Source organism: Lysinibacillus piscis, assembly GCF_026012395.1.
In the GTDB taxonomy this organism is placed as follows: Bacteria; Bacillota; Bacilli; order Bacillales_A; family Planococcaceae; genus Lysinibacillus; species Lysinibacillus piscis.
Genome location: NZ_BRZA01000001.1, coordinates 49925 through 71298, shown reverse-complemented (window position 1 = coordinate 71298; position 21374 = coordinate 49925). Strand labels below are relative to the sequence as shown.

The 21374-nt window shown below is 39.1% G+C and carries 20 protein-coding genes; 14 read left to right on the top strand and 6 right to left on the bottom strand.

Features of this window, described 5'->3' with window-relative positions; translation table 11 throughout:
- The first annotated feature begins 116 nt into the window (after positions 1-116).
- From OPF91_RS00365 to OPF91_RS00340, 6 genes are all read left to right on the top strand, one after another.
- Positions 117-3728 (top strand): dynamin family protein, encoded by a 3612-nt coding sequence (locus OPF91_RS00365; RefSeq protein WP_264987841.1) that lies wholly within the window; start codon positions 117-119, stop codon positions 3726-3728.
- Positions 3729-3738: 10 nt separating this feature from the next.
- The gene (locus OPF91_RS00360; RefSeq protein WP_264986680.1) at positions 3739-4548 is read left to right on the top strand and encodes a sulfurtransferase; all 810 of its coding nucleotides are present in this window, start codon (positions 3739-3741) and stop codon (positions 4546-4548) included.
- Between the two features lie 124 nt (positions 4549-4672).
- On the top strand, positions 4673-5185 hold the full coding sequence (locus OPF91_RS00355; RefSeq protein ID WP_264986679.1) for an RNA polymerase sigma factor: 513 nt from the start codon (positions 4673-4675) through the stop codon (positions 5183-5185).
- Positions 5182-6249 carry a hypothetical protein gene (locus OPF91_RS00350; RefSeq protein WP_264986678.1) on the top strand — a complete coding sequence of 356 codons (1068 nt, stop codon included), beginning with the start codon at positions 5182-5184 and terminating at the stop codon, positions 6247-6249. Before OPF91_RS00355 ends, OPF91_RS00350 begins: the two co-directional genes overlap by 4 nt.
- On the top strand, positions 6242-6793 hold the full coding sequence (locus OPF91_RS00345; protein WP_264986677.1) for a hypothetical protein: 552 nt from the start codon (positions 6242-6244) through the stop codon (positions 6791-6793). Before OPF91_RS00350 ends, OPF91_RS00345 begins: the two co-directional genes overlap by 8 nt.
- Before the next feature lie 52 nt (positions 6794-6845).
- On the top strand, positions 6846-7658 hold the full coding sequence (locus tag OPF91_RS00340; RefSeq protein WP_264986676.1) for an MBL fold metallo-hydrolase: 813 nt from the start codon (positions 6846-6848) through the stop codon (positions 7656-7658).
- A gap of 36 nt (positions 7659-7694) precedes the next feature.
- Here the strand turns inward: OPF91_RS00340 and OPF91_RS00335 are convergent, their stop codons facing one another.
- Positions 7695-8228, bottom strand: a complete 534-nt coding sequence (locus tag OPF91_RS00335) for a GNAT family N-acetyltransferase (RefSeq protein WP_264986675.1) — start codon at positions 8226-8228, stop codon at positions 7695-7697.
- Positions 8229-8437: 209 nt separating this feature from the next.
- On the opposite strand from OPF91_RS00335, the gene OPF91_RS00330 reads away from it, so the two are divergent.
- Complete coding sequence (locus OPF91_RS00330; protein WP_264986674.1) at positions 8438-8641, top strand: hypothetical protein; 204 nt, start codon at positions 8438-8440, stop codon at positions 8639-8641.
- Between the two features lie 391 nt (positions 8642-9032).
- Positions 9033-10241, top strand: a complete 1209-nt coding sequence (locus OPF91_RS00325; RefSeq protein ID WP_264986673.1) for an NAD(P)-dependent malic enzyme — start codon at positions 9033-9035, stop codon at positions 10239-10241.
- Positions 10242-10281: 40 nt separating this feature from the next.
- Here OPF91_RS00325 and OPF91_RS00320 read toward each other — a convergent pair whose 3' ends face one another.
- Positions 10282-10941, bottom strand: coding sequence for a Yip1 family protein (locus tag OPF91_RS00320; protein WP_264986672.1), 660 nt, complete (start codon positions 10939-10941; stop codon positions 10282-10284).
- Positions 10942-11068: 127 nt separating this feature from the next.
- Here OPF91_RS00320 and OPF91_RS00315 point away from each other — a divergent pair, with 127 nt between their 5' ends.
- Positions 11069-11503 carry a hypothetical protein gene (locus OPF91_RS00315; protein ID WP_264986671.1) on the top strand — a complete coding sequence of 145 codons (435 nt, stop codon included), beginning with the start codon at positions 11069-11071 and terminating at the stop codon, positions 11501-11503.
- Positions 11504-11545: 42 nt separating this feature from the next.
- On the opposite strand, the gene OPF91_RS00310 is transcribed toward OPF91_RS00315, so the two are convergent.
- Positions 11546-12232: a phosphoribosylaminoimidazolesuccinocarboxamide synthase gene (locus tag OPF91_RS00310; RefSeq protein WP_264986670.1), complete on the bottom strand. Its 687-nt coding sequence runs from the start codon at positions 12230-12232 to the stop codon at positions 11546-11548.
- Between the two features lie 220 nt (positions 12233-12452).
- Positions 12453-13826 carry an NADP-specific glutamate dehydrogenase gene (gdhA, locus tag OPF91_RS00305; protein WP_264986669.1) on the bottom strand — a complete coding sequence of 458 codons (1374 nt, stop codon included), beginning with the start codon at positions 13824-13826 and terminating at the stop codon, positions 12453-12455.
- A gap of 187 nt (positions 13827-14013) precedes the next feature.
- Between gdhA and OPF91_RS00300 the strand changes: the two genes are divergently transcribed.
- Both OPF91_RS00300 and dsdA read left to right on the top strand, forming a co-directional pair.
- Complete coding sequence (locus tag OPF91_RS00300) at positions 14014-14487, top strand: YaiI/YqxD family protein (protein WP_264986668.1); 474 nt, start codon at positions 14014-14016, stop codon at positions 14485-14487.
- Complete coding sequence (dsdA, locus tag OPF91_RS00295; RefSeq protein ID WP_264986667.1) at positions 14477-15787, top strand: D-serine ammonia-lyase; 1311 nt, start codon at positions 14477-14479, stop codon at positions 15785-15787. The genes OPF91_RS00300 and dsdA overlap by 11 nt, the downstream gene beginning before the upstream one ends.
- A 48-nt stretch (positions 15788-15835) precedes the next feature.
- Here the strand turns inward: dsdA and OPF91_RS00290 are convergent, their stop codons facing one another.
- Positions 15836-16990 carry a pyridoxal-phosphate-dependent aminotransferase family protein gene (locus OPF91_RS00290; RefSeq protein WP_264986666.1) on the bottom strand — a complete coding sequence of 385 codons (1155 nt, stop codon included), beginning with the start codon at positions 16988-16990 and terminating at the stop codon, positions 15836-15838.
- Positions 16991-17098: 108 nt separating this feature from the next.
- Positions 17099-17584 carry a hypothetical protein gene (locus OPF91_RS00285; RefSeq protein ID WP_264986665.1) on the bottom strand — a complete coding sequence of 162 codons (486 nt, stop codon included), beginning with the start codon at positions 17582-17584 and terminating at the stop codon, positions 17099-17101.
- Between the two features lie 471 nt (positions 17585-18055).
- Here OPF91_RS00285 and OPF91_RS00280 point away from each other — a divergent pair, with 471 nt between their 5' ends.
- From OPF91_RS00280 to OPF91_RS00270, 3 genes are read left to right on the top strand one after another with little or no spacing between them, the layout of a single operon-like run.
- Complete coding sequence (locus tag OPF91_RS00280) at positions 18056-19894, top strand: BglG family transcription antiterminator (RefSeq protein ID WP_264986664.1); 1839 nt, start codon at positions 18056-18058, stop codon at positions 19892-19894.
- Between the two features lie 14 nt (positions 19895-19908).
- Positions 19909-21033, top strand: coding sequence for an amidohydrolase/deacetylase family metallohydrolase (locus OPF91_RS00275; RefSeq protein ID WP_264986663.1), 1125 nt, complete (start codon positions 19909-19911; stop codon positions 21031-21033).
- Positions 21030-21365, top strand: coding sequence for a PRD domain-containing protein (locus tag OPF91_RS00270; protein WP_264986662.1), 336 nt, complete (start codon positions 21030-21032; stop codon positions 21363-21365). The genes OPF91_RS00275 and OPF91_RS00270 overlap by 4 nt, the downstream gene beginning before the upstream one ends.
- The last annotated feature ends 9 nt before the right edge of the window (positions 21366-21374 follow it).

The following is a 21374-nucleotide window of genomic DNA, read 5'->3' as shown; positions in this document are numbered from 1 at the left end:
TAGTTATGTATCCATATGCTTACAGAATCAAGATAAATTAGTGTTATACTTTGCCTGTCGAATAAGGTAGAATACTACATAGATGAATTCAGTAGGTAAAGGAGTTTCTTGTTTTGATGAATGATTTTGAGCAACAATTAGAGGGGCTATTAAAGCAGGCCTCATTACAGTACATAATCTATCAGCATAATGGTGATACAGAGCGTATGGAAAAAACAGCGCTCTTTGCTCGTAAGCTACAGCAAAGGGAATATGTCATTGGCTTTGCAGGGCATTTTTCTGCGGGTAAATCAAGTATGATTAATGCGTTATCAGGTGAAAATTTATTGGCATCCAGTCCCATTCCAACAAGTGCTAACATTGTGAAGGTGCATAAATCAGCAGAGGATTTTGCGATTGTTTATATGCATGATGATAAGCCTGTTAAATTTGAGGCAGGCTACGATTTTAAAACGGTGAAAGAGCTAAGTAAAAATGGGGATTTAGTATCGCAAATTGAAATCGGTCATAGTGCCTCTACATTGCCACTAGGTGTAACGGTGATGGATACACCAGGGGTTGATTCCACGGATGATGCGCACAGAATGTCTACCGAATCGGCACTGCATATTGCAGACAGCGTATTTTACACAATGGACTACAATCATGTGCAGTCTGAATTGAATTTCCAATTTACGAAGCAATTAATGAAATATAATCCAAATGTTTATTTAATCGTCAATATGATTGACAAACATAAGGATAATGAACTAAGCTTTGAGGACTTTAAAGCAACAGTGCATAATTCCTTTGCGGCATGGGGGGTTGTACCAAAGGGCGTGTTCTTTACTTCATTGCGTGAGCCTGAGCATCCGCATAATGATTTTGCAACGGTGAAAAAAATTGTCATGGATAGTATGAATGATTGGCAGGAGCAGCTTGTGCAAACAGCCACGAATACACTGCGTTTGTTGCAAAGTGAGCATGACCATTATTTAATGGAAGAAAGACAGGACCGTTTAGCGATTGATGAAGATATTTTAAGTGCAGATGATTGGGCACATCATCAAGATATTTTAGAGCAATACAATCAGCTAAACCGTCAAGTGGAGCTATTTTCGATTGAGGCATGGAATGAAACGTTTGAGGAACAGCGTAAAGAGTTATTAGCCAATGCGGCGATTATGCCAGCAGATTTACGTGAAAAATTGCGTCTTTATTTAGAAAGTCAGCAAGAAAGCTTTAAAGTAGGCGGTTTATTTACAGCGAAGAAAAAGACAGCTGAGGAACGTGAGCGTCGTAAAGAGGATGCTTACAGTACTTATCAAACCGTTGTTCATGCTCAAATTACAGGGCATTTAAAGGGATTAATGAAAAAAGCCTTAAAAGATGTAGGAGCATTGAACGAGGAACGCGCAACAGCCATTGATCAATATGTATTTGCGTTACCATTCTCACTAGTTGAGGAGCAAATGCAGGCAGGAGCGTTATTAACCGGAGATGCCCTACTTAATTTCGCCAATCGTGTAGCAGAGGCAACAAAGCGTTACTTTATCCAAGAAACAGACCAGTGGAAAAAGGCACAGGCGGATATCTTGCAAGCAGTAGCAACAGAAACAGCAACGCCGTCTAAGCTAAAAATGGCAGGGATGCAGGCCAAGGTCGATGCGATTCGTGCTGTGCTTGAAATTGAGGGCTATCAACAATATAGTGCCAGCGTGATGCACCAAGCGAGCAATGAAATCCGTCAGCTAGCGAATACACAGCTAACTAATTGGGCAAATGACTTTAAGCGAGCACAGGCTGAAATTCGTTTGTTCGATGAATCCATGCTGAAGCCAAAAACGGAAGCTCCACAGCAGGAAGAACAACAGCAAGCCGTTAACGTTGCTAATTTACCAATTGATGGTGTTGTGAAGCGGGCGTTGCATACGGCAAATGCTGTCAAAGAGGTACAGGGCTTTGCAGAGGTCGCTGCCTACTTAGAAAATAAAGTAGCACGTCTACAGCAAAAGGATTTTACAATTGCTTTGTTTGGCGCATTTAGTGCGGGGAAATCTTCCTTCTCGAATGCTTTAATGGGTGCACCCGTGCTGCCTGTATCACCAAACCCAACAACAGCAGCGATTAATAAAATCCGCCCTGTAACAGCAGAGCATCCGCATGAGACAGCAGATGTGCAGTTAAAAACAGCAGAGCAAATGCTAGAGGATATTCAAGGCTCTTATGCGGCAATCGGTTTATCCGTTTCTTCTTTAGAGGAGGCATTCAAACGTGCAGATGAGGGCTTAGCCGTTAAATTATCGGATGAGCGTTTAAATGTCCATAAATCCTTTATTCGTGCTTATCAAGAAGGTTATCCAGCATTCCAGACAGAGCTCGGCAAAGTGCTACGTGTAGAACGTGCTGAGTTTGAAGCATTTGTGGCACAGGAAAATAAATCGTGCTTTGTTGATAATATTGATTTTTATTTTGATAGTCCATTGACACGTATGGGTGTAACGCTTGTGGACACACCAGGAGCGGATTCCATCAATGCTCGTCATACAGGTGTTGCCTTTGAATATATTCGTAATGCAGATGCCATTTTATTTATTACGTACTATAACCATGCGTTTGCCAAGGCAGACCGTGAGTTTTTAATTCAGCTAGGGCGTGTTAAGGATGCCTTTGAACTAGATAAAATGTTCTTTATTGTCAATGCTATTGACTTGGCAACAACAGAAGAGGAGCAGGAGGATGTAAAGGGCTATGTGCGCTCGGAGTTACAGCGCTTTGGTATTCGTTTCCCTCGCTTATATGGTGTATCGAGTTTATTAGCCTTGAAGGAAAAAACGGAAGGCGTAGATTTCACATCGGGTATGCCACCATTTGAGGAAGCGTTCCATACATTTTTACATGACGAGCTCAGTGCGTTAGCGGTGCAAGCATTGGCAGAGGAAGTCGAGAAAACAGAGCAACGTTTAGGGGATTTAATTGCTCAAACAGAGGATAACTTAAAGCGTAAGGATGAGCGTTTAGCAGAGCTTACAACACTTTCGCAGCATGTGACAGCGCAGTTTGCAACATTGCCAACAACGATGCTGGAAAGTGAAATGAAGCAGGAGTTAGATGAGCTATTGTATTATGTGCTACAGCGTGTGTATTATCGTTATCCTGAATTCTTTAAGGAAGGCTATAATCCATCGACATTTGCGGCGATGCCAGCACAGCAAGCATTAGAGCATGCTTTGAAGGAAGTATTGCAAAGTTTACGCTTTGATTTTACACAGGAAATGCGTGTCACGAATTTCCGTCTGTCCCAATTTATTACGAAAAAAATGCAGCAGCGCTTTAAGGATGAAGTGCGTGAGTTAAAAGCATTAAACCGTAGCTTCTCGTTTTTAGCGTTTGAAGGCTCTGCACCGAATTTACTCGAATTTGAAGGACCTTTTGCAGATTTCACGAAGTATACAAGTGTAAAATCGTATTTCCGTAATCAAAAAGCCTTTTTTGAGAAAAATGAAAAGATGAAGCTAAGTGAAGCGCTAGAGGCATTAACAAAACCAGATGCACAGCACTATTTAGATAAGCAAAAAGCGTCATTTATACAATGGGCACTTGTCTTTATGGCAGAGGAAGCAGAAAAGCTTCGTCAGCATATTGTACAGCAAGCATTAGAACAAATTAATACAGAGCGACTGGCACTTCAAGAAGAGAGCCGTCTTGCTTCATGGAAAACGATTTACGCACAATTACAACACGTATGAGGTGATTCGTTTGGGGAAGGTATTTAAATCAGTAGAAGAAATACAATTAGATAATGTGCGCTTTATTGATGCACGCTTTGATTTACAGGATAACGAAGCAGGGAAAAGAGCCTTTGAGGAAAGTCATGCACCAGGTGCTATTTATTTGGACTTGGAGCAAGATTTATCGGATATGACATCTGAAAATGGTCGTCATCCGATGCCAAGTAAAGCAAAGCTAGCCGATCTTTTTCAATCAGTAGGCTTACGGTATGAGGATACGATTGTTGTCTATGACCAAGGAGCAGCACCATTTGCGACACGTGCATGGTGGATGCTAACATATGCAGGCTTTCCGCATGTAGTCATTGTGAACGGTGGGGCAGCAGCTTTAGCAACAAAGGTTGATTTTACAGCGGATGTGGTGAACTATGCACCGACTGCTATTGATTTTGTGTGGCGTGATGAGCTTTATGCGCCACGTGAAGCAGTGAAAGCGATTGTGGACGGCGAGGTGCAAGCCACTTTGTTGGATGCAAGGGCGGCTGCTCGTTATCGTGGTGAAGTAGAACCTCTTGATAAGATAGCAGGTCATATTCCAACAGCCAAAAACTTTGATTGGGAGCAATTAAAGGGGGATGGCACACTACAGGCAAATGAAGCGTTGCGCCAAAAAGTAGCACAGGACGAGCATGTCGTAGTGTACTGTGGCAGTGGTGTCACAGCCTCCCCGTTGTATGCCGTACTAGCGGATGAGGGTTATGAGCATATTCAACTTTATGTTGGTAGCTATAGTGATTGGATTACACAATATGCGATTGAAACAGGTACAAATGAATAACTAAAGGACAAAGCGCTCACATTAGTGGGCGTTTTTTCTCGATTATAGTTATTTCATGTATTTTTTTAGAAAAAAGAAAGCCAAATGATAGGAATGAAAGTCTAATAGGTAAAGGGGGGATTTCGTGACGGATATACTTGTTCAGCGAGCCAAAAAAGGAGATGCCGAAGCATTTGCTCAATTATTTGCACATTATGAAGTCGAACTTTACAAAATGGCTTACATTTATGTGGGCAATGAAGCAGATGCCCTCGATGTTGTACAGGAGGTGGCGTATCGTAGCTTCAAATCTATTCATTCACTGCAACAGACGATTTATGTGAAAACATGGTTGATTCGCATTACGATTAATTGTGCAAATGATGTACTTAAAAAGAAAGGCTTACCAACAGCAACAATACATATGGAGATAAGTGAAGAATATGAAGAGGGGCTATTAGAAAAATGGCGGCTAGAGGACGTGATGACCATTTTGTCAAAGGCAGAAAAGGATATTGTGCTACTGCGCTTTTATCAGGATTACACCATTGCTCAAACAGCTCAAATTTTACAGCTAAAACTGGGGACAGCTAAAACCATTTTATATCGAGCCTTAAAAAAGTTAAAACAAGCACTGGAACAGGAGGACGATGTATGAACGATTTAAAAAAGCAAATGGAGCAAATAGAAATTCCAGCTGTCTTACATCAAAGGAGTGTACAGGGCATTCAGCAAGCACAAAAGGAACACAAACGCTGGTTACCGAAAATACTAACGGCTGTGGCAACGTTGGCTGCCTGTATGATGGTAGCACTGTTATTAGGAGAGCCAGTACAGACATCACCACAAACTAGCCATATAATGCAGGTTACATCCTCATTATTTTATTGGCTTATATGGTTTGTTGGGCTAGTGCTCGCCATGCTAGTTGCCTTAAAAAAAGCAATGGATAAAGCGTTGACCATTAGCTTTGGCTGCATTGGGCTATTGCTGGTAGGGAATAGTGCATATTATTGGCAGCATCAATTACCTCAACCGATTGTTGTGCCATTGGTTTATGATTTTGATGAGCAAAATGAAGTCGAAAATTTTGCCTTGCATTATGTTGTAAATAAAAGTGATAACCGTGTAGTGAGTTATTTACAGGCAGATAATCGAACATTCTTGGCAATGCCTTTTCATGTCACAGCAAGCGATTATCCAGCCGATGTTATAGATGAAAATGCGCATCAATGGCTACGCAGGGTTCACTTTATCGTGACGAAAGAGGATATACAGGCATTGGTTAATAGTCGCCAGCTATTTATCGTGTTAGAGGATGGTCAAAAGCTACCTGTTACAGCAGATATAGCCATCCATGAAAAAAGGATTGCCTTTGCTCGACCAATTAGTGTATCTGGCTCTAGTCATGGTGATCGAACAGAGATATTTGAAATGCAGGAGGATATTGTATTTGAGCGATTAGTGATTCCCTCTAGCTTGAAGCCATATGTGCAATTGCAAGATATAACAATAGATAATACGACAAGCTATCATGAACAGGATTTCCCCATTACAGTGAAAAAGGGGCAACAAATACAGTTGCGTTTTTATATTAAGCAAGCACCTATTAATATGCGTACAACAATCAGATTACAAGGCCCGAATCAGACATTGTGGTTAGGTATTTTACAAGATGCTTCATTAGAAGATGTGCTAAAGGAGGGGGCTGGGCATGACTAAGCAGCAACAAATCAAATTTTTACAATGGTTCATCATTGCGCTATTTTGTAAGTTTATGCTATTAGACATCATACCAGAGATGATGTGGTTACGGTCATTTTTAGCCTATATTGCTTTATTCAAATGTGTAACCTATGTAAAGGAGTTAAAGCGAGTAAATTTTTATATAGGAGCAGGCTTGTTATTGCTTATTTCTGGCTTTTTTATTGATTCACCTTTTCTTGCTGTTTGGCATTTTGTGCTGATAGGGGGAATTGATTTACTGATTATTATCATGCTTGGTCAGCAAATTATTCGTATAGAACAACAATATCGCACTAAGGGTAAGATGTCTGAGCTATTCATAAGCTATCAATGGGGAGTACTCTTATTGCTAGCAGGCTGGACATTTAAGATGAATGTCTCTGTTTCAACATGGACATTTCTACTTTTTGTTGGTGTGCTTGTCTTATTTGTCGTGCAAATACGCTTACTCATTCATACACATCGTCTCAAAAAACATATTCGCTTCAGCATGCAAACTGTTACCTTTCCGAAAAAATGACTCGTCATTCATTTTGTGCTACACTTTGTACAAGAGCAAAGGGGGGAGCAGGTTGAAGCGTCAAACAAGTATAGTAGTAGAACAGCATGATGGGGTACAGTGTGGACATGGCAAAGTAGCCGTACGAGGAATAGGTATGAGCGTTTATAGCTTTTATACAGACGGACTATTAATCGATACAGGCTCCTATTCATTGGCAAAGGAATTTCACTCATTCTTTCAAGGCTTGTCAATCGAGCAGGTAGCTTTAACACATGTCCATGAAGATCACGCAGGCAATGCGGCATGGCTTCAGCAGCAATATCATATTCCTGTTTATGTGACAAATGAAATGGTCGATGTTTGTGCGAAGGATGGTGATTATCCATTTTATCGACAGGCTTTATGGGGGGAGCGACCAGCATTTCAAGCACAGCCATTAGCAAATACTTTGTCTACAGCAAACGCAACTTGGGATGTCATTGCCACACCTGGGCACACAACAGACCATGTCGCCTTTTACAATCGCCAAACAGGAGCGATGTTTACGGGGGATTTGTATATCCAAACAAAAACAAAGGTCCTATTGGATGAAGAAAATATCGTCCATACATTGGCATCATTAAAAAAATTATTAGCCTATGATTTTGAAGCCATTTATTGCTGTCACGCAGGCTTTTTAGCAGATGGACGCCAACGAATTCAAGATAAAATCGCCTATTTAGAGGAGACGGAAGGGAAAATTAAGCAGTTATTCGCGCAAGGCTATATGGTGGATGAAATCACGAAAATTATTGTGCCACAAGATTATCCGATTACACAGGCCTCTAATGGGCAATGGTCTTCTAAACATTTAATTACGGCTTTTATTGGGCAATGGATATAAAAAAGTAGGTAAACTTGTTTACCTACTTTTTTGTCTTTACATAGCAGTCCATTCCTCTCGCAATAACCCCATGCGTATCGAATCGTAATACACACCATTGTAGTAACGCACTTTACGGATTCTAGCCTCCATCTGCATACCGAGCTTTTCACCAACTCGCATCATACGTGCATTACCTGACCATGTCGTAAAACCAACACGAACTAAAGGCATTGTTGTGAATAAATGGTCAATCCATAGCTTTAAGGCTCTTGTCCCTAAGCCTTTGCCCCAAGAAGGTGCTTCATGAAAGACAATGCCCATTTCAAGCCATTGTGACGGCTGATGCTCCCAATAGTAGGAAACGATACCACAGACAATGCCGTCAACCTCAATTACCCAAAAATCATCTTGTCCAATCCATTTTTCACCCTTTGGCAAAAATTCCTCATAGGACAATGCTTGATGAGGGTAATAAGGGGCATCCCACTTTTTCCATTCAGGCTGCTCTTCTTTGTAAATAAGTGTCCATAAGCGTTGTAAATCCTGCGCTATGATTGGACGAATCGTTAACTCTTTATCTGTATACATATGTGACCTCTTTTCAATAGTAAGTGTTTCATAGTTGGATTGAAAAGAGTGTAACGAACTACTTTTCAATCACAGTTCGTTGTTGCTGCTGTTTCATACTCATCAATCCTTTCAAACATAGTTCTTTTATCTTGATTCAGCAAATGCTTTTTGTATCGAAAGCGAAGTGGCAGATACAGAAGACCTCTACCTCAATAGGGAGGGGGAGAATGCCAGCTTTTATCTTGATTCAGTGGGTGTCCAAACGCCTGTATCTGTTGCTGCCGCTACGCTTTCGCACAAAAAAGATTGTCGCTACGTTGCACTGCGCTTTCGATACAAATGTTTTCTGCGCGAAAGTGAAACGTCAGCGGCAAATAAAAAGATATTCACTGAATCAAGATAAAAGCCCCAGCGGATGTCATGGATTTTGAAGAGGAGCTTTTTCGAGTGAACTCGAAAAAAATCCAGACGCAATTACGCTGGGGCGTAATTGATTATAACATATTTGTGAACAAAATGTGAACGTGTATGTATCCGCTTACAACTGATTTGTGAAAAGATTCTCATTTGTAGCACAAAAATACTATGTGAAAAAATGAGCAGGTTAAATGGTGTTATACGTAGTCAATGCCAATGATTGAACATCTAGTATTTTATTGTGAAATAATTGATTGTGAAATGATGAACGATAAAGAAATGGTTTAAAAATGTTGATATATCAAACATTAAAAAGAATTTTCTGAAAATTAATTGACTATCCTTTCACAAACCACTAACATACTGAAATATAATCAAATTTCACAAAGTAAAGGATGGGGTTCAATGGATATTATGAAAAAAGCGTTAGAGATGCATGGACAATATGGTGGTAAGCTAGAGGTACAATCAAAAGTGCCTGTACAAGATTCATATGATTTAAGTCTTGCCTACTCACCAGGCGTTGCTGCACCATGCTTAGAAATTGAAAAAAATCGATCGCTTGTCTATGACTATACGATGAAGGGCAATATGGTAGCTGTTGTGTCGGACGGTACGGCTGTTTTAGGGTTGGGGGATATTGGACCTGAAGCGGCGCTACCTGTGATGGAGGGGAAGGCGATTTTACTCAAGCGTTTTGCCAATGTTGATGCGTTTCCAATATGTTTAGATACAAAAAATTCAGATGAGATTGTCAGCATTGTGAAGGCGCTTGCTCCAACATTTGGTGCTGTTAACTTAGAGGATATTTCTGCACCACGTTGCTTTGAAATTGAAGACCGTTTACGTCGAGAGTGTAATATTCCTGTTTTCCACGATGACCAGCATGGCACAGCGATTGTTGTCGGAGCAGGGATGATTAATGCCAATCGTATTGTCAAAAAAGATGTTGAAACAATGAAGATTGTGATTAATGGGGCAGGTGCAGCGGGAATTGCGATTTTGCGTATTCTTGTGCAAATGGGCTATAAAAATATTTATATGTGCGATACAAAGGGCTTAATTTATGAGGGACGTGCAGAAGGGATGAATCCAATTAAGGAAGCCGTGGCACATTTAACAAATCCAGAGAAGATTCATGGTACATTAGAGGATGCACTTCGTGGCGCAGATGTCTTTATTGGCGTATCCGTAGCCAATTTATTAACAGAGGCGCATATTCAATCCATGAATGATGATCCAATTGTCTTTGCATTAGCCAATCCAAATCCTGAAATCACATATGATAATGCAAAGGCATGGGGTGTGCGTATTATCGGGACAGGGCGTTCTGATTATCCAAATCAAATTAATAATGTACTTGCTTTCCCAGGTATTTTCCGCGGGGCGCTTGATGTGCGAGCAACCGATATTAATGAGGCGATGAAATTAGCGGCTGTGGAGGCAATTGCATCATTAGTAAGTGATGAGGAGCTACAGGAGGAATATATCGTGCCAAAATCATTTGATGAACGTGTTGTAGAAGTAGTATCACGTGCAGTCAGTGGGGCAGCGGTAGAATCAGGCGTATCAGAGCTGTTTCAACAGCAAGCCGTTTTATCCAAAGTGATGTAATAACAAAAGCCCTTCTCCTAGATGGGAGAGGGCGTCTTTGTTATAGCATCATCCCACTAACAACGATGAGCATAATAATCATAATAATCACTACAAGAACAAAGAATAAAATGCCTAACACAATGGAAGGGATTAAAAGAGTGAAGAAGCCTTTCCAATTGGAAAACTGATGTGCTTCAGCGACAATACCTACTGATATGACGAAAGACCAAATACTTGACACAACGGTTACCAGTATTGTCGGCCAAAAAATCCATGGAATCTCACCTGTAAAACTGATATTCATTAAAGAATCGGGTGCTGTGACAAGCCACAAGCCGTAAAAAGGAATTAACAAAATAAATGGAATCGCTGTTAAACTAAGTGCTTTAAATAATTGCGTATATGTAGCTGTTCCTTTAAGTAGTTTACCAAACAACCATATGGCTAGTGCTGAAATGCTAATACTAATAAGACCTATAATAGGACCTAACACAAGTAGTAACACGATAAGTAGCCACAATGGCATATCCATTAGTATGTCACTATCAATAAGCCCCGATAATGAAGAGCCGATAAAACCAATGGATAGTATGAAAATCGCATAGCCCATCGATTTTTCATCTATGATATAACGAGCAGTTTGCTTTGGATGAAGCCAAACGGATAAAAATGGATTCAACGCTCGCCTTTCCTGTGGTTTATCATCATACATTGTCATCAAATTACCTCCAATTATTATCTACTAGTATAAGATACGAATGAATTGCTAAAAAGTTTCATAAGAAATCTGTATTTTAGATGAGTGTTTACGTTATTATATAAAAAATGATAGGGGAGGGGATGTCATGAAAAAATTCGTTCTTACATTGCTAGGATTAGGTGTGTTTTTAGTCATTATACTTGTGCTCAATATGGAGCCACCTATGCCTACTGTGTCTGTAGATAGTAAAAAAATGGAGGTTGTACAAGGTTCTTATTGTTGGAACAAACTAGTGAATGCTACCTGTGTGGATAAAATTTCGCCACCTGAGCTACTAGCGCATCATCAAATTGTACCAACTGTTGTTTCACCTCAAAGTGCAATAAAGGTGGAGTTTCAAAAACAACCTATTGAAGAAATTGTAGTAGAAGAATGGAGCAATTCCAATGCAAATAAAGTCGTGTCAGTCGAAGGAAATATTTTTTTGGCATCACAAGAGAAAGGAAGCTATATCTATATGATTTCTGGTAGATGGCATAAAGGAAGTGCTTCTTATATAGTGAATATTGATGTAAAATAGCCATCTGCTTAAATAATAAACTTCAGCAGATGGCTATTTTGGTTAATCAGCTAACATAATCTTTTCAAGCTCTAATGGCTCAATATATTGTTCACCTTTATAAGCACGCATATTACCACCTGAAATTTCATCGATTAATAAAATCTCATTTGTTTGTGCATCACGACCAAATTCTAGCTTAATATCATATAATGTTAAGCCTTTTGTAGCAAGCTCAGTGCCTACGAATTTAGCAATATCCACTGTGCGTTGCTTTAATACAGCGTATTCCTCATGTGTTAATAGGTTTAACATTGCCAGTGCGTCCTCAGAAATAGGCGGGTCTTGGCGCTCATCATCCTTAATCGTTACTTCCACAAACGCATCTAAATCTTGACCTTCCTGTACATAAGCACCATAACGGCGTAGGAATGAACCAACAGCTTTAAAACGACAAATCACCTCTAAACCTTTACCGAATACAGTAGCAGGCTTAACCGTCATCGTTGCATCCTCAAAATTAGCGTCCACATAATGCGTTGGAACGCCTTGCTCATTTAATTTTGCATAAAAATAAGATGTTAAACGTAGCCCAGCTAAGCCAGCACCATCAATCGTCAAACCAACTGTGTTTGCGCCTGGATCGAATACGCCGTTTTCACCCGTTACATCGTCCTTAAATTTCAATAAATAATGTCCGTCTTCTAACTTGAATACATTTTTTGTTTTACCTGTATACAATAATTCCACAAAAAAACCTCCAATATTTATAAAGTACCATGATTATAACACGAATATTTTAAATGGTTAATACCCAAAATGTTCGTGAAAATAATATTCAATCCATTACACTGGAGACGGATGTTTATTGTGCGAAAGTGAAGTGTCAGCAATAAAATTGTGTAGATAAATTGTTGAAAAATAAAACAGATGATAACAGGGGCGTGTTATCATCTGTTTTGCTTTTTTATTAGTAAACACCTTCCATTAATAAACCATCTGCTACTTTGACGAAGCCAGCGATATTTGCACCGACAACAAGGTTACCAGGGTAGCCGTATTTTTCAGCAGCAGCTTTACTCTCTGCATAAATATTTTCCATGATTTGGTGTAATTTTGCATCTACTTCTTCAAATGACCAGAATACACGGCTTGAATCTTGTGCCATTTCAAGTGCAGATACAGCAACACCACCAGCATTAGCAGCTTTGGCAGGACCAAATAATACGCCAGCTTCTAGGAATTCATTGATTGCTTCAAGGTCTGATGGCATGTTTGCACCTTCTCCAATTGCTTTTACACCATTTGCGATTAATGTACGAGCAGACTCACCATTAATTTCGTTTTGTGTTGCACATGGTAAGGCAATATCACATGGAATTGACCAAATACCTGTGCAGCCTTCTGTAAAGGTAGCATTTGGGCGATAGTTGACATATGTTGAAATACGATCACCTTTTACTTCTTTAATTTCTTTAATCGCATCTAAGTCTAAGCCATCTGCATCATAAACATAGCCTGAAGAATCAGAGCAAGCAACTACCTTTGCACCGAATTCCTGTGCTTTTTCAATCGCATAAATAGAAACATTTCCAGAACCAGAAACAACGACTGTTTTGCCTGCAAATGATTCATTTGCATCTTTTAACATTTCGTTCACAAAGTAAACTGTACCGTAGCCTGTTGCTTCTTTACGTGCTAATGAACCGCCATACACAGGATTTTTCCCTGTTAACACGCCTGATTCATTTGCTTTTGTAATGCGCTTATATTGTCCCCATAAATAACCAATTTCACGACCGCCAACACCAATATCACCAGCAGGAACATCGACATCAGGACCAATATGGCGGTATAATTCAGTCATAAATGCTTGACAGAAGCGCATAATTTCTGAATCTGATTTCCCTTTAGGGTCGAAGTTAGAGCCACCTTTACCACCACCGATTGGTTGGCCTGTTAATGCATTTTTGAAAATTTGCTCAAAGCCTAAAAACTTAATGATGGATTCATTTACAGATGGGTGGAAGCGAAGTCCGCCTTTGTAAGGACCCATTACGTTGCTGTATTGTACACGATAGCCACGGTTTACTTGCACTTGGTTATTGTCATCTTGCCAAGCAACACGGAAAGAAATGATACGATCTGGTTCTACGATACGAGATAAGATGTTTGCTTTAATGTATTCAGGGTGTTGTGTAAAGACAGGTACTAATGAAAGGAAAATTTCTTCAGCAGCTTGTAAAAACTCTGCTTGATGACCATTTTGCTGTTTTAATTGTTCAAATACACCATCCACATACTCTTTTGCTAATTGTTCATTGCTTACAGTTGTCATTGTCATAGTAAAAACCCCCAAGTAATTTGATAACCGTATCGTATATTTTTTTTTCAGACTATTCAATAAAATTATTTTTTCGAAGGGCAAAAGTTTGTGAATTTATGAGCAAGAGGGGATGTGAAAATATTATATTAAGAAAATTTTTGTTTCGAATACTTATCTAATTGTGAGAAAGGAATGATGCCTTATTGTGAAGGTTTTAATTGATGCTGATGCCTGTCCTGTAGTGGATTTAGCGCTAGCTATATCATCTGAATACGAGATAGAAACAATCTTATTTTGCGATACGTCTCATCGCATAGAACGTGATAATGTAATAACAATTATGGTGCCGAAAGGTCCTGATTCAGTTGATTTCACACTGGTGAATGCGCTTTCGAAACATGATGTGGTCATTACACAAGATTATGGATTAGCTGCCATGGTTCTGGCAAGAGGAGGATATGCAATTGACCAAAATGGGAGGGAAATGTCAGCAGATAATATAGAAAACTTATTAGAAATACGTCATGTTGGACAAAAGATTCGACGTGCTGGTGGAAGAACGAGGGGACCGAAAAAACGGACCAAGGAAAACAATATTTCATTCCAAATGAAATTTCGACAAATTTGTGAACACGCAATTTTTGCACAAAAAATGGAGGGTTTGAATGATGAAAAATAAATTATTTCAGCAATTTCCACTACTTCAAACAATGGCAAATCAAGATACTGTACTATGGGAAAATACAAATTGGGCGAAAAAGGCACAGACAACACTTTTTTCGATAACAGAGGTCATAGAAGCTGAAGAAACATTACAACGCTTTTCTTCCTATTTAAAAGAAGCTTTTCCTGAACTAAGGGCAAGTAATGGTTTCATAGAATCTGCTCTACAAACTATCCCGCAAATGCAAGAGGCACTTGAAAAGACATTTGATATGAAAATTACTGGGCAAATGATTGTCAAGTGTGATCATGCTTTACCTATTTCAGGTTCGATTAAGGCACGTGGTGGAATTTTCGAGGTACTACGTCATGCAGAACGTCTAGCCATCGCACATGGCAAGCTAACCAAGGCAGATGATTATGCGGTGCTAGCTACAGAGGAAATGCGGCAATTCTTTGCCCAATACACCATTGCAGTAGGTTCTACAGGTAATCTAGGTTTGAGTATTGGTATTATGGGGAAAAAATTAGGCTTTGACGTTGTTGTACATATGTCAAGCGATGCAAAGGAATGGAAAAAGGCTTTACTGCGAGAAAAAGGAGCGACTGTTATCGAATATGAGGCAGATTATAGTGTGGCAGTGGAGCAGGGACGTAAAGAAGCAGAACAAAATCCATTATGCCATTTTATTGATGATGAAAATTCCAAAGATTTATTCGCAGGCTATGCGGTAGCGGCCAAGCGTTTGCAGGCACAATTGCAGCAGGTAGCCATTATGGTCGATGCAAATCATCCATTATTTGTTTATTTACCATGTGGAGTCGGTGGTGGACCAGGAGGTGTGGCATACGGCTTGCGGGAGTATCTTGGCGAGCATGTCCATATTTTCTTTGCAGAACCTGTCGCATCACCATGTATGACAATTGGTTTATTAACAGGCTTGCATGATGAAATTAGTGTAGAAGATATTGGCTTGGATAATCGGACAGAGGCGGACGGTCTGGCTGTTGGACGTGCCTCTAAGTTTGTTGGGAAAGTGATGGAAACATATATTAGTGGCTGTTATACAGTGACAGATGAGGAGCTATTGACATCCTTGAAGCTGGCGATGGAGGCGGAAATGTTATTTTTAGAGCCCTCTGCACATGCGGGAATGCTAGGGGCGATTCGTTTACAGCAGTATGGGCAGCATTATTTACAGCGACATGATTTAATAGATAAAATGGCAAATGCTACACATCTTGTATGGGCAACAGGTGGTAGTATGGTTCCACAAGAGATGCGTGAGGCGTATTTACAAAAAGCGAATAGCTAATAAAATAAACCGCTAAATCCACTAAATAGGGGATTTGGCGGTTTATCTTTAGCGCTGTGCAGCTAAAAAGACTTGTTGCGCAGCTAGAACACCTGCACCAGCTTCAAATGTATAGTTGAAATCTTGCAATGCTGCCTCTAGTAATGACACGGCTTGTAAAATATCGCTTGGGAAGCAATAGCCCATATGACCGAAGCGGAATATCTTGCCCTGTAAATGACCAAGACCACCTGCAAAATCGAGATGGTAGCGATTTTTTAAATGAGCTAAAAATGCTGCTAAATCAATATCCTTTGGTGCTAAAATGGCTGTAATCGTTGGAGAAGCATATGCATCCTCTGTTAATAGCTCGATATGCAGTGCTTTCATCGCACTACGAACCATTTGCTTCATCAGCTCATGGCGAGCCACTGTTTGGGCAAAGCCACCTTCCGCTTCAATTAGCTTACATACTTCATGTAGACCATAAATTAGCGTAATGGCAGGTGTATTTGGTGTCATCCCTTTTTCAGCCCAGCTACGATAGTTGATTAAATTTAAGTAATAGGAGGGTGTTTGATTTTTTTCAATGACTTGCCACGCTTTGTCACTAACAGCAACGAGGGCAAGACCTGGTGGTAACATCAATGCTTTTTGCGAGCCTGTAACGAAAATATCAATGCCCCACGCATCCATTTCAGCAGGTGCACCACCAAGGCAGCTCACACCGTCAACAATGACAAGAGCCTCTGTTTCCTCATGGACAACTTTTGCTAAGTCGGCAATTGGATTTAAAATGCCTGTGGATGTTTCGTTATAAGTAATAAAAACAGCTTTTATTTGTGGATGTGCTTGTAAAAATGGACGTAATTCCTCTGCTGTACAAGCTTCTCCCCAGTCTTTGACGAGTTTATGTACATGGAAGCCATAGCGTTCGCAAATGGAAACGAAGTAATCACCAAAAGCACCAACTGTGACAACGACAACTTCCTCACCAGCAGAAATCGTATTGACGGCAGCCGCCTCTAATGCCGCTGTACCGCCTGATGGTAACAGTAAAATATCTTGCTTTGTACCAAAAATAGGCTTCACTAACGCCATTGTTTCACGATAAAGGGTAACAAATTCATTGCTACGATGGCTAAAAATATCTTGACTCATAGCAAGCTGCACCTTTTTCGGAATCGGTGTTGGTCCTGGATGTCTTAAAATATTTTCATACATATACATCACTCCTTTTAGATGGTATCTATACTATAGCATATTTAGCAAGGATGACTGTAAGTGAAAGAAAAACACCTCCATCAAATGAATGATAGAGGTGTAGAGTCATTAAGCAATAAATGGTCGTTTCATACGCATTAAGCCGTAAATAGCATAGAATAAACCACTAGTGATAAATGTTAATACCACGTATAATATCGACTTTCCTGATGATCCTGACCAACGATAGAATAAGCGATAGATATAGTACAGTGTAAAACCAGCTAGCCCTAAAGAAGCAATAATACCGATTAATGGAATCCAAGTAGCGATGAATAAACCGACATAAATCAATATGTTTCTTTTAGCGATTGCATTTTGCTCACTACGAGTTTTACCCTCTGCTGTGAGTAAGAAAAGACAATACATATTGGCAAGTGGAATCCAAGCGATATAGGCAACATCCTCAAAGCCATTTGTTTTTGATGCTGTGTAATAAATGAAAGCATTAACAACATAACCGATTAGCGCAATGATAAGTGCAATGGCGATAAATAGCAGGAAAAATCCTCCTACAAGTGCATCCTCTGTATACGTGTAAGCATTGTAATCCATCCAAAAACCCCCTTTCTAAAATGATACTCCCTTTTATCATAACAACTCTCAAATGTGAAATCTATAGTCAATAATGGCTAAAGATTATTATTTAGTCAGTAGTACCCTCTGGAATTCATAATGGACACGGGTTAACTCAAATTCAGCTATCATTTTCATACGATTGTTCTAAAATAAGGCAGCAGTACCCTATTTACTGTCATTTTACTGCTACAGGATAGGCTATATTCTTTTAAAACAAAGTTAAAATCATATTATGTAGGTCATCTAAAAAATCTTTTTAATAAATGCTGTGTATTTTTATAAAAAGGTATCCATTCTAAAAACATACTGCTACTGTTCAAGAGGTGTGATGAAAAATATTTCACTAATTGAAGGGCAAGCATTTGGTCTTTAATGTTCTGAATAGACTGACTATAATGAAAAATGTAAACGATTTCTAGTGCAACTATCCATAGAGGGGGTGAGATGATGTTAAATGAAAGAGAGCTTAAAATTGCGATTAAACTTCTTGAGGCCAAACTACCCATGAAAATAAAAGATTTATCGCAGGACTTTGCAGTTAGTACAAGAACCATTAAGTATGACCTAGAGCATGTAAAAGAATGGTTCCAACATCAGCAAATAGATGTGTATTCACAGCCGAATAAAGGACTATGGGTAACATGCAATGACATATCACGTGATGAAGCATTACAGCAATTGCTTGGTGATGAAAGGTGGAGGCAAAGCCCAGATCAAAATGTAAGGTTACAAAGAATTTTAGTGACCTTGCTTTTGAGTAATGACTATATTATAGCGAATACCTTAGCTGAAAACCTTCAAGTCAGTCGTAATACCATTTTAAATGATATGAATTGCGTTAGTGAGTATATAGCACCTTGGATGATTCAACTAGAAAGGACAAAGCGTAAAGGCTATAAGTTGATTGGTGAAGAGCTGACTTTGAGGTTATTTCTGGAACATCTTATTTATACAAATTTGACGAACTATGAAATCTACCAAATTATGACGCGTATTACGGCTGATGAAGAAGAGCATGAGCAGCAATTTTTGATGGATGCCACACTTCTTTCTATGTTCAAAATAGCAGAACGGCATTTGAAAAACTTATATACATCAGCTACTGCTAAGTTATTTCATCAATCTGATTTAATTTTGCTATTGATTCGCATCACTATTTCTGTTGTTAGATTGGATAAGGGGCAAACGATGAAGGGCTATCGTCTAGTGAATAAAAAACTTTACACAGATGATACCTCTTTATTTATCTTGTCATGGATGGAAAATGTCTTGACTGAATTGGAGCTGCCGTTGCTGCAAAACGAATTTTTGTATTTATCTGGTGATATTGCGAAAGGTACACGTGGCATTGATTTAACGGTTGTTACAAATCAATTAGTTCAATACGTTAGCGCAAAGGAAGGAATTGAATATGGCAAAGATCCTAAATTATTTAATAGTCTCTTTGCCCATTTATCGTTACGTTTAAACAAAGGTGTATTCAATGTATCCGAAATTAACCCCTTCGCAGATGAAATTAAGACCAATTATCCTGAGTTATTCCAAAATATCACAGAGGCTTGTCGAGTATATCTTGGCTTACCTTCTATTATTAATCATGATGCATTTATCTCATTAATTGCGTTACATTTTTTATCATCATTTGAAAATACCTTTTCTACAAAAAGAAAAGTCAGGGGATTATATGTTTGCGCCACTGGTGGAGGTGTTGCACGACTTATCAAAAATAGGGTAGAAAAAGATATTCATGATATTGAAATTGTTGCCTATTGTTCCATTATGGAAGTAGAAGAATTATGTCAAAGGGAAAAAGTGGATTTGATTATTAGTGTATTTCCCATTCAGTCACAAATACCTGTCATTGTTGTAGAAGCCATTCCAACAAAGCGAGATGTTGAAACTATTCGGGAACATGTGAAAGCGCTATCACAAGAGAGTTATTCTTATCAGTATAATTTGCCATATGAAAATCAATGTTTGTTGATTGAAGATAATGAACAGATTAATCTAGAAATCATTTTAAAGGGTTTTGAAATCTTTCATGAAATTATTACAGTATTTCCACAGGATATTCAGGAAGAACGGAAGCAAGCCTTACAGCTTCATATTTTTTTAATGGTGCATCGTAGTTATTTTGATAAACAGTACGATGATTTTCTCTATACAAATCAACCAATATCAGAAAAGCATAGACGTGATCTACAAACATTGAAAGATATTCTTACACGGCTACATGTACCTGTTCAACAATCTGAGCTAATGGCTCTCTTACAATATTTAAAATGAAAGGAAGTGAATGTGTGAGCTACTATACTATTTTGCAAAACGGTCTTGTTATTGATCCTGAGAAAGGTGGCATTGAACGAAGAGATATTGGCATCATAGATGGTCAATTAGCCGATGTCAAAGATGTACTTGCACAAGGTATAAACATTCACTATATCAATGTAGATGGAGCTTATATCGCACCAGGTTTTATTGATTTGCATGTTCACGTCTTTAAAGATGCTACGACATTAGGTATTGAAGCAGATCTTGTTGGCATAGAGCAAGGTGTGACAACGATTGTCGATGCAGGGAGTGCAGGCTATGACAATTATCAGTTATTAAAAGACACTGTTATACAGCAAAGCCAAACAGAGGTCCTAGCCTTTCTAAATATTGCACGGCAAGGATTGGGGGCGGGACTATCTGAGTTAGCAGATCCAACACAATTAATGACATTAGAAGAAGCGAAAGAGATTTTTGCACATGAACCACAAATTGTGGGGTTGAAGGCAAGAATGAGTGGCTCTGTTGTGAAAGAACAAGGAATTGCTCCATTGAAGCATACTCGTTTAGTAGCAGATGCACTGCATAAGCCTATTATGGTGCATATTGGGAATCCTCCGCCTTATTTAAATGAAATATTCCCATTATTGACAAAGGGTGATATTATAACCCATGCTTTTCATGGGAAAAAGCATGGGATTTTAAATGAGCAAGGCTATCTTATTGAGGAGGCAATCAAAGCTTTACAGCGTGGCGTGCTATTTGATGTAGGGCATGGCACATCTAGCTTTAGCTATGAAACATTACGAAAGTTTAAAACCAGCTATACACAACCATTTTCAATCAGTACAGATATTTATATCAATAATTATGACAATCCAGTTGGTAGCTTAATGTTAACAATGTCCAAGCTTCTGGCGCTGGGTTTTACACTTGAAGAGGTTGTGCGTGCTGTGACTATTCAAGCAGCAGAGGCAATTGGCTTGACGGAGCAAGGAACGTTAAAAATTGGCACACGTGCAGATATAACCATTTTTACCTTTCATGATAAACCAACAAATCTTGTAGATTCAGAGGGTGTTGTGTTAACCACAAATCGAGTTTTACAGCCACAAATGACGATAAGGAATGGAAAGGTGGTATTTCGCCAATGACCGCATTAGATAAAGATAAAATAATTGAAAACAGTGGTGATGTCGAGCGGTGTCGTCAATTGTTAAAAGAGACACAGGATATTTTAACACAGGCGAAAATTGTGATGGATGAAACACAATCGCTGTCATTAACATCTCATTTGTCTGCTATGGTGTACCGCTCTATCAATAAAGAACCTATTCAGCCATTAGATAGGACTATGTTTGATGAGATATCAATAGAATCTATGGAGTTAGCGACCACTATTTGTGGATTACTACCAAATTTACATGAGGATGAAAAATATTTATTGTCAATTCACTTTGAAACAGCAAAAATGAATAATTTATAACTTATTGAG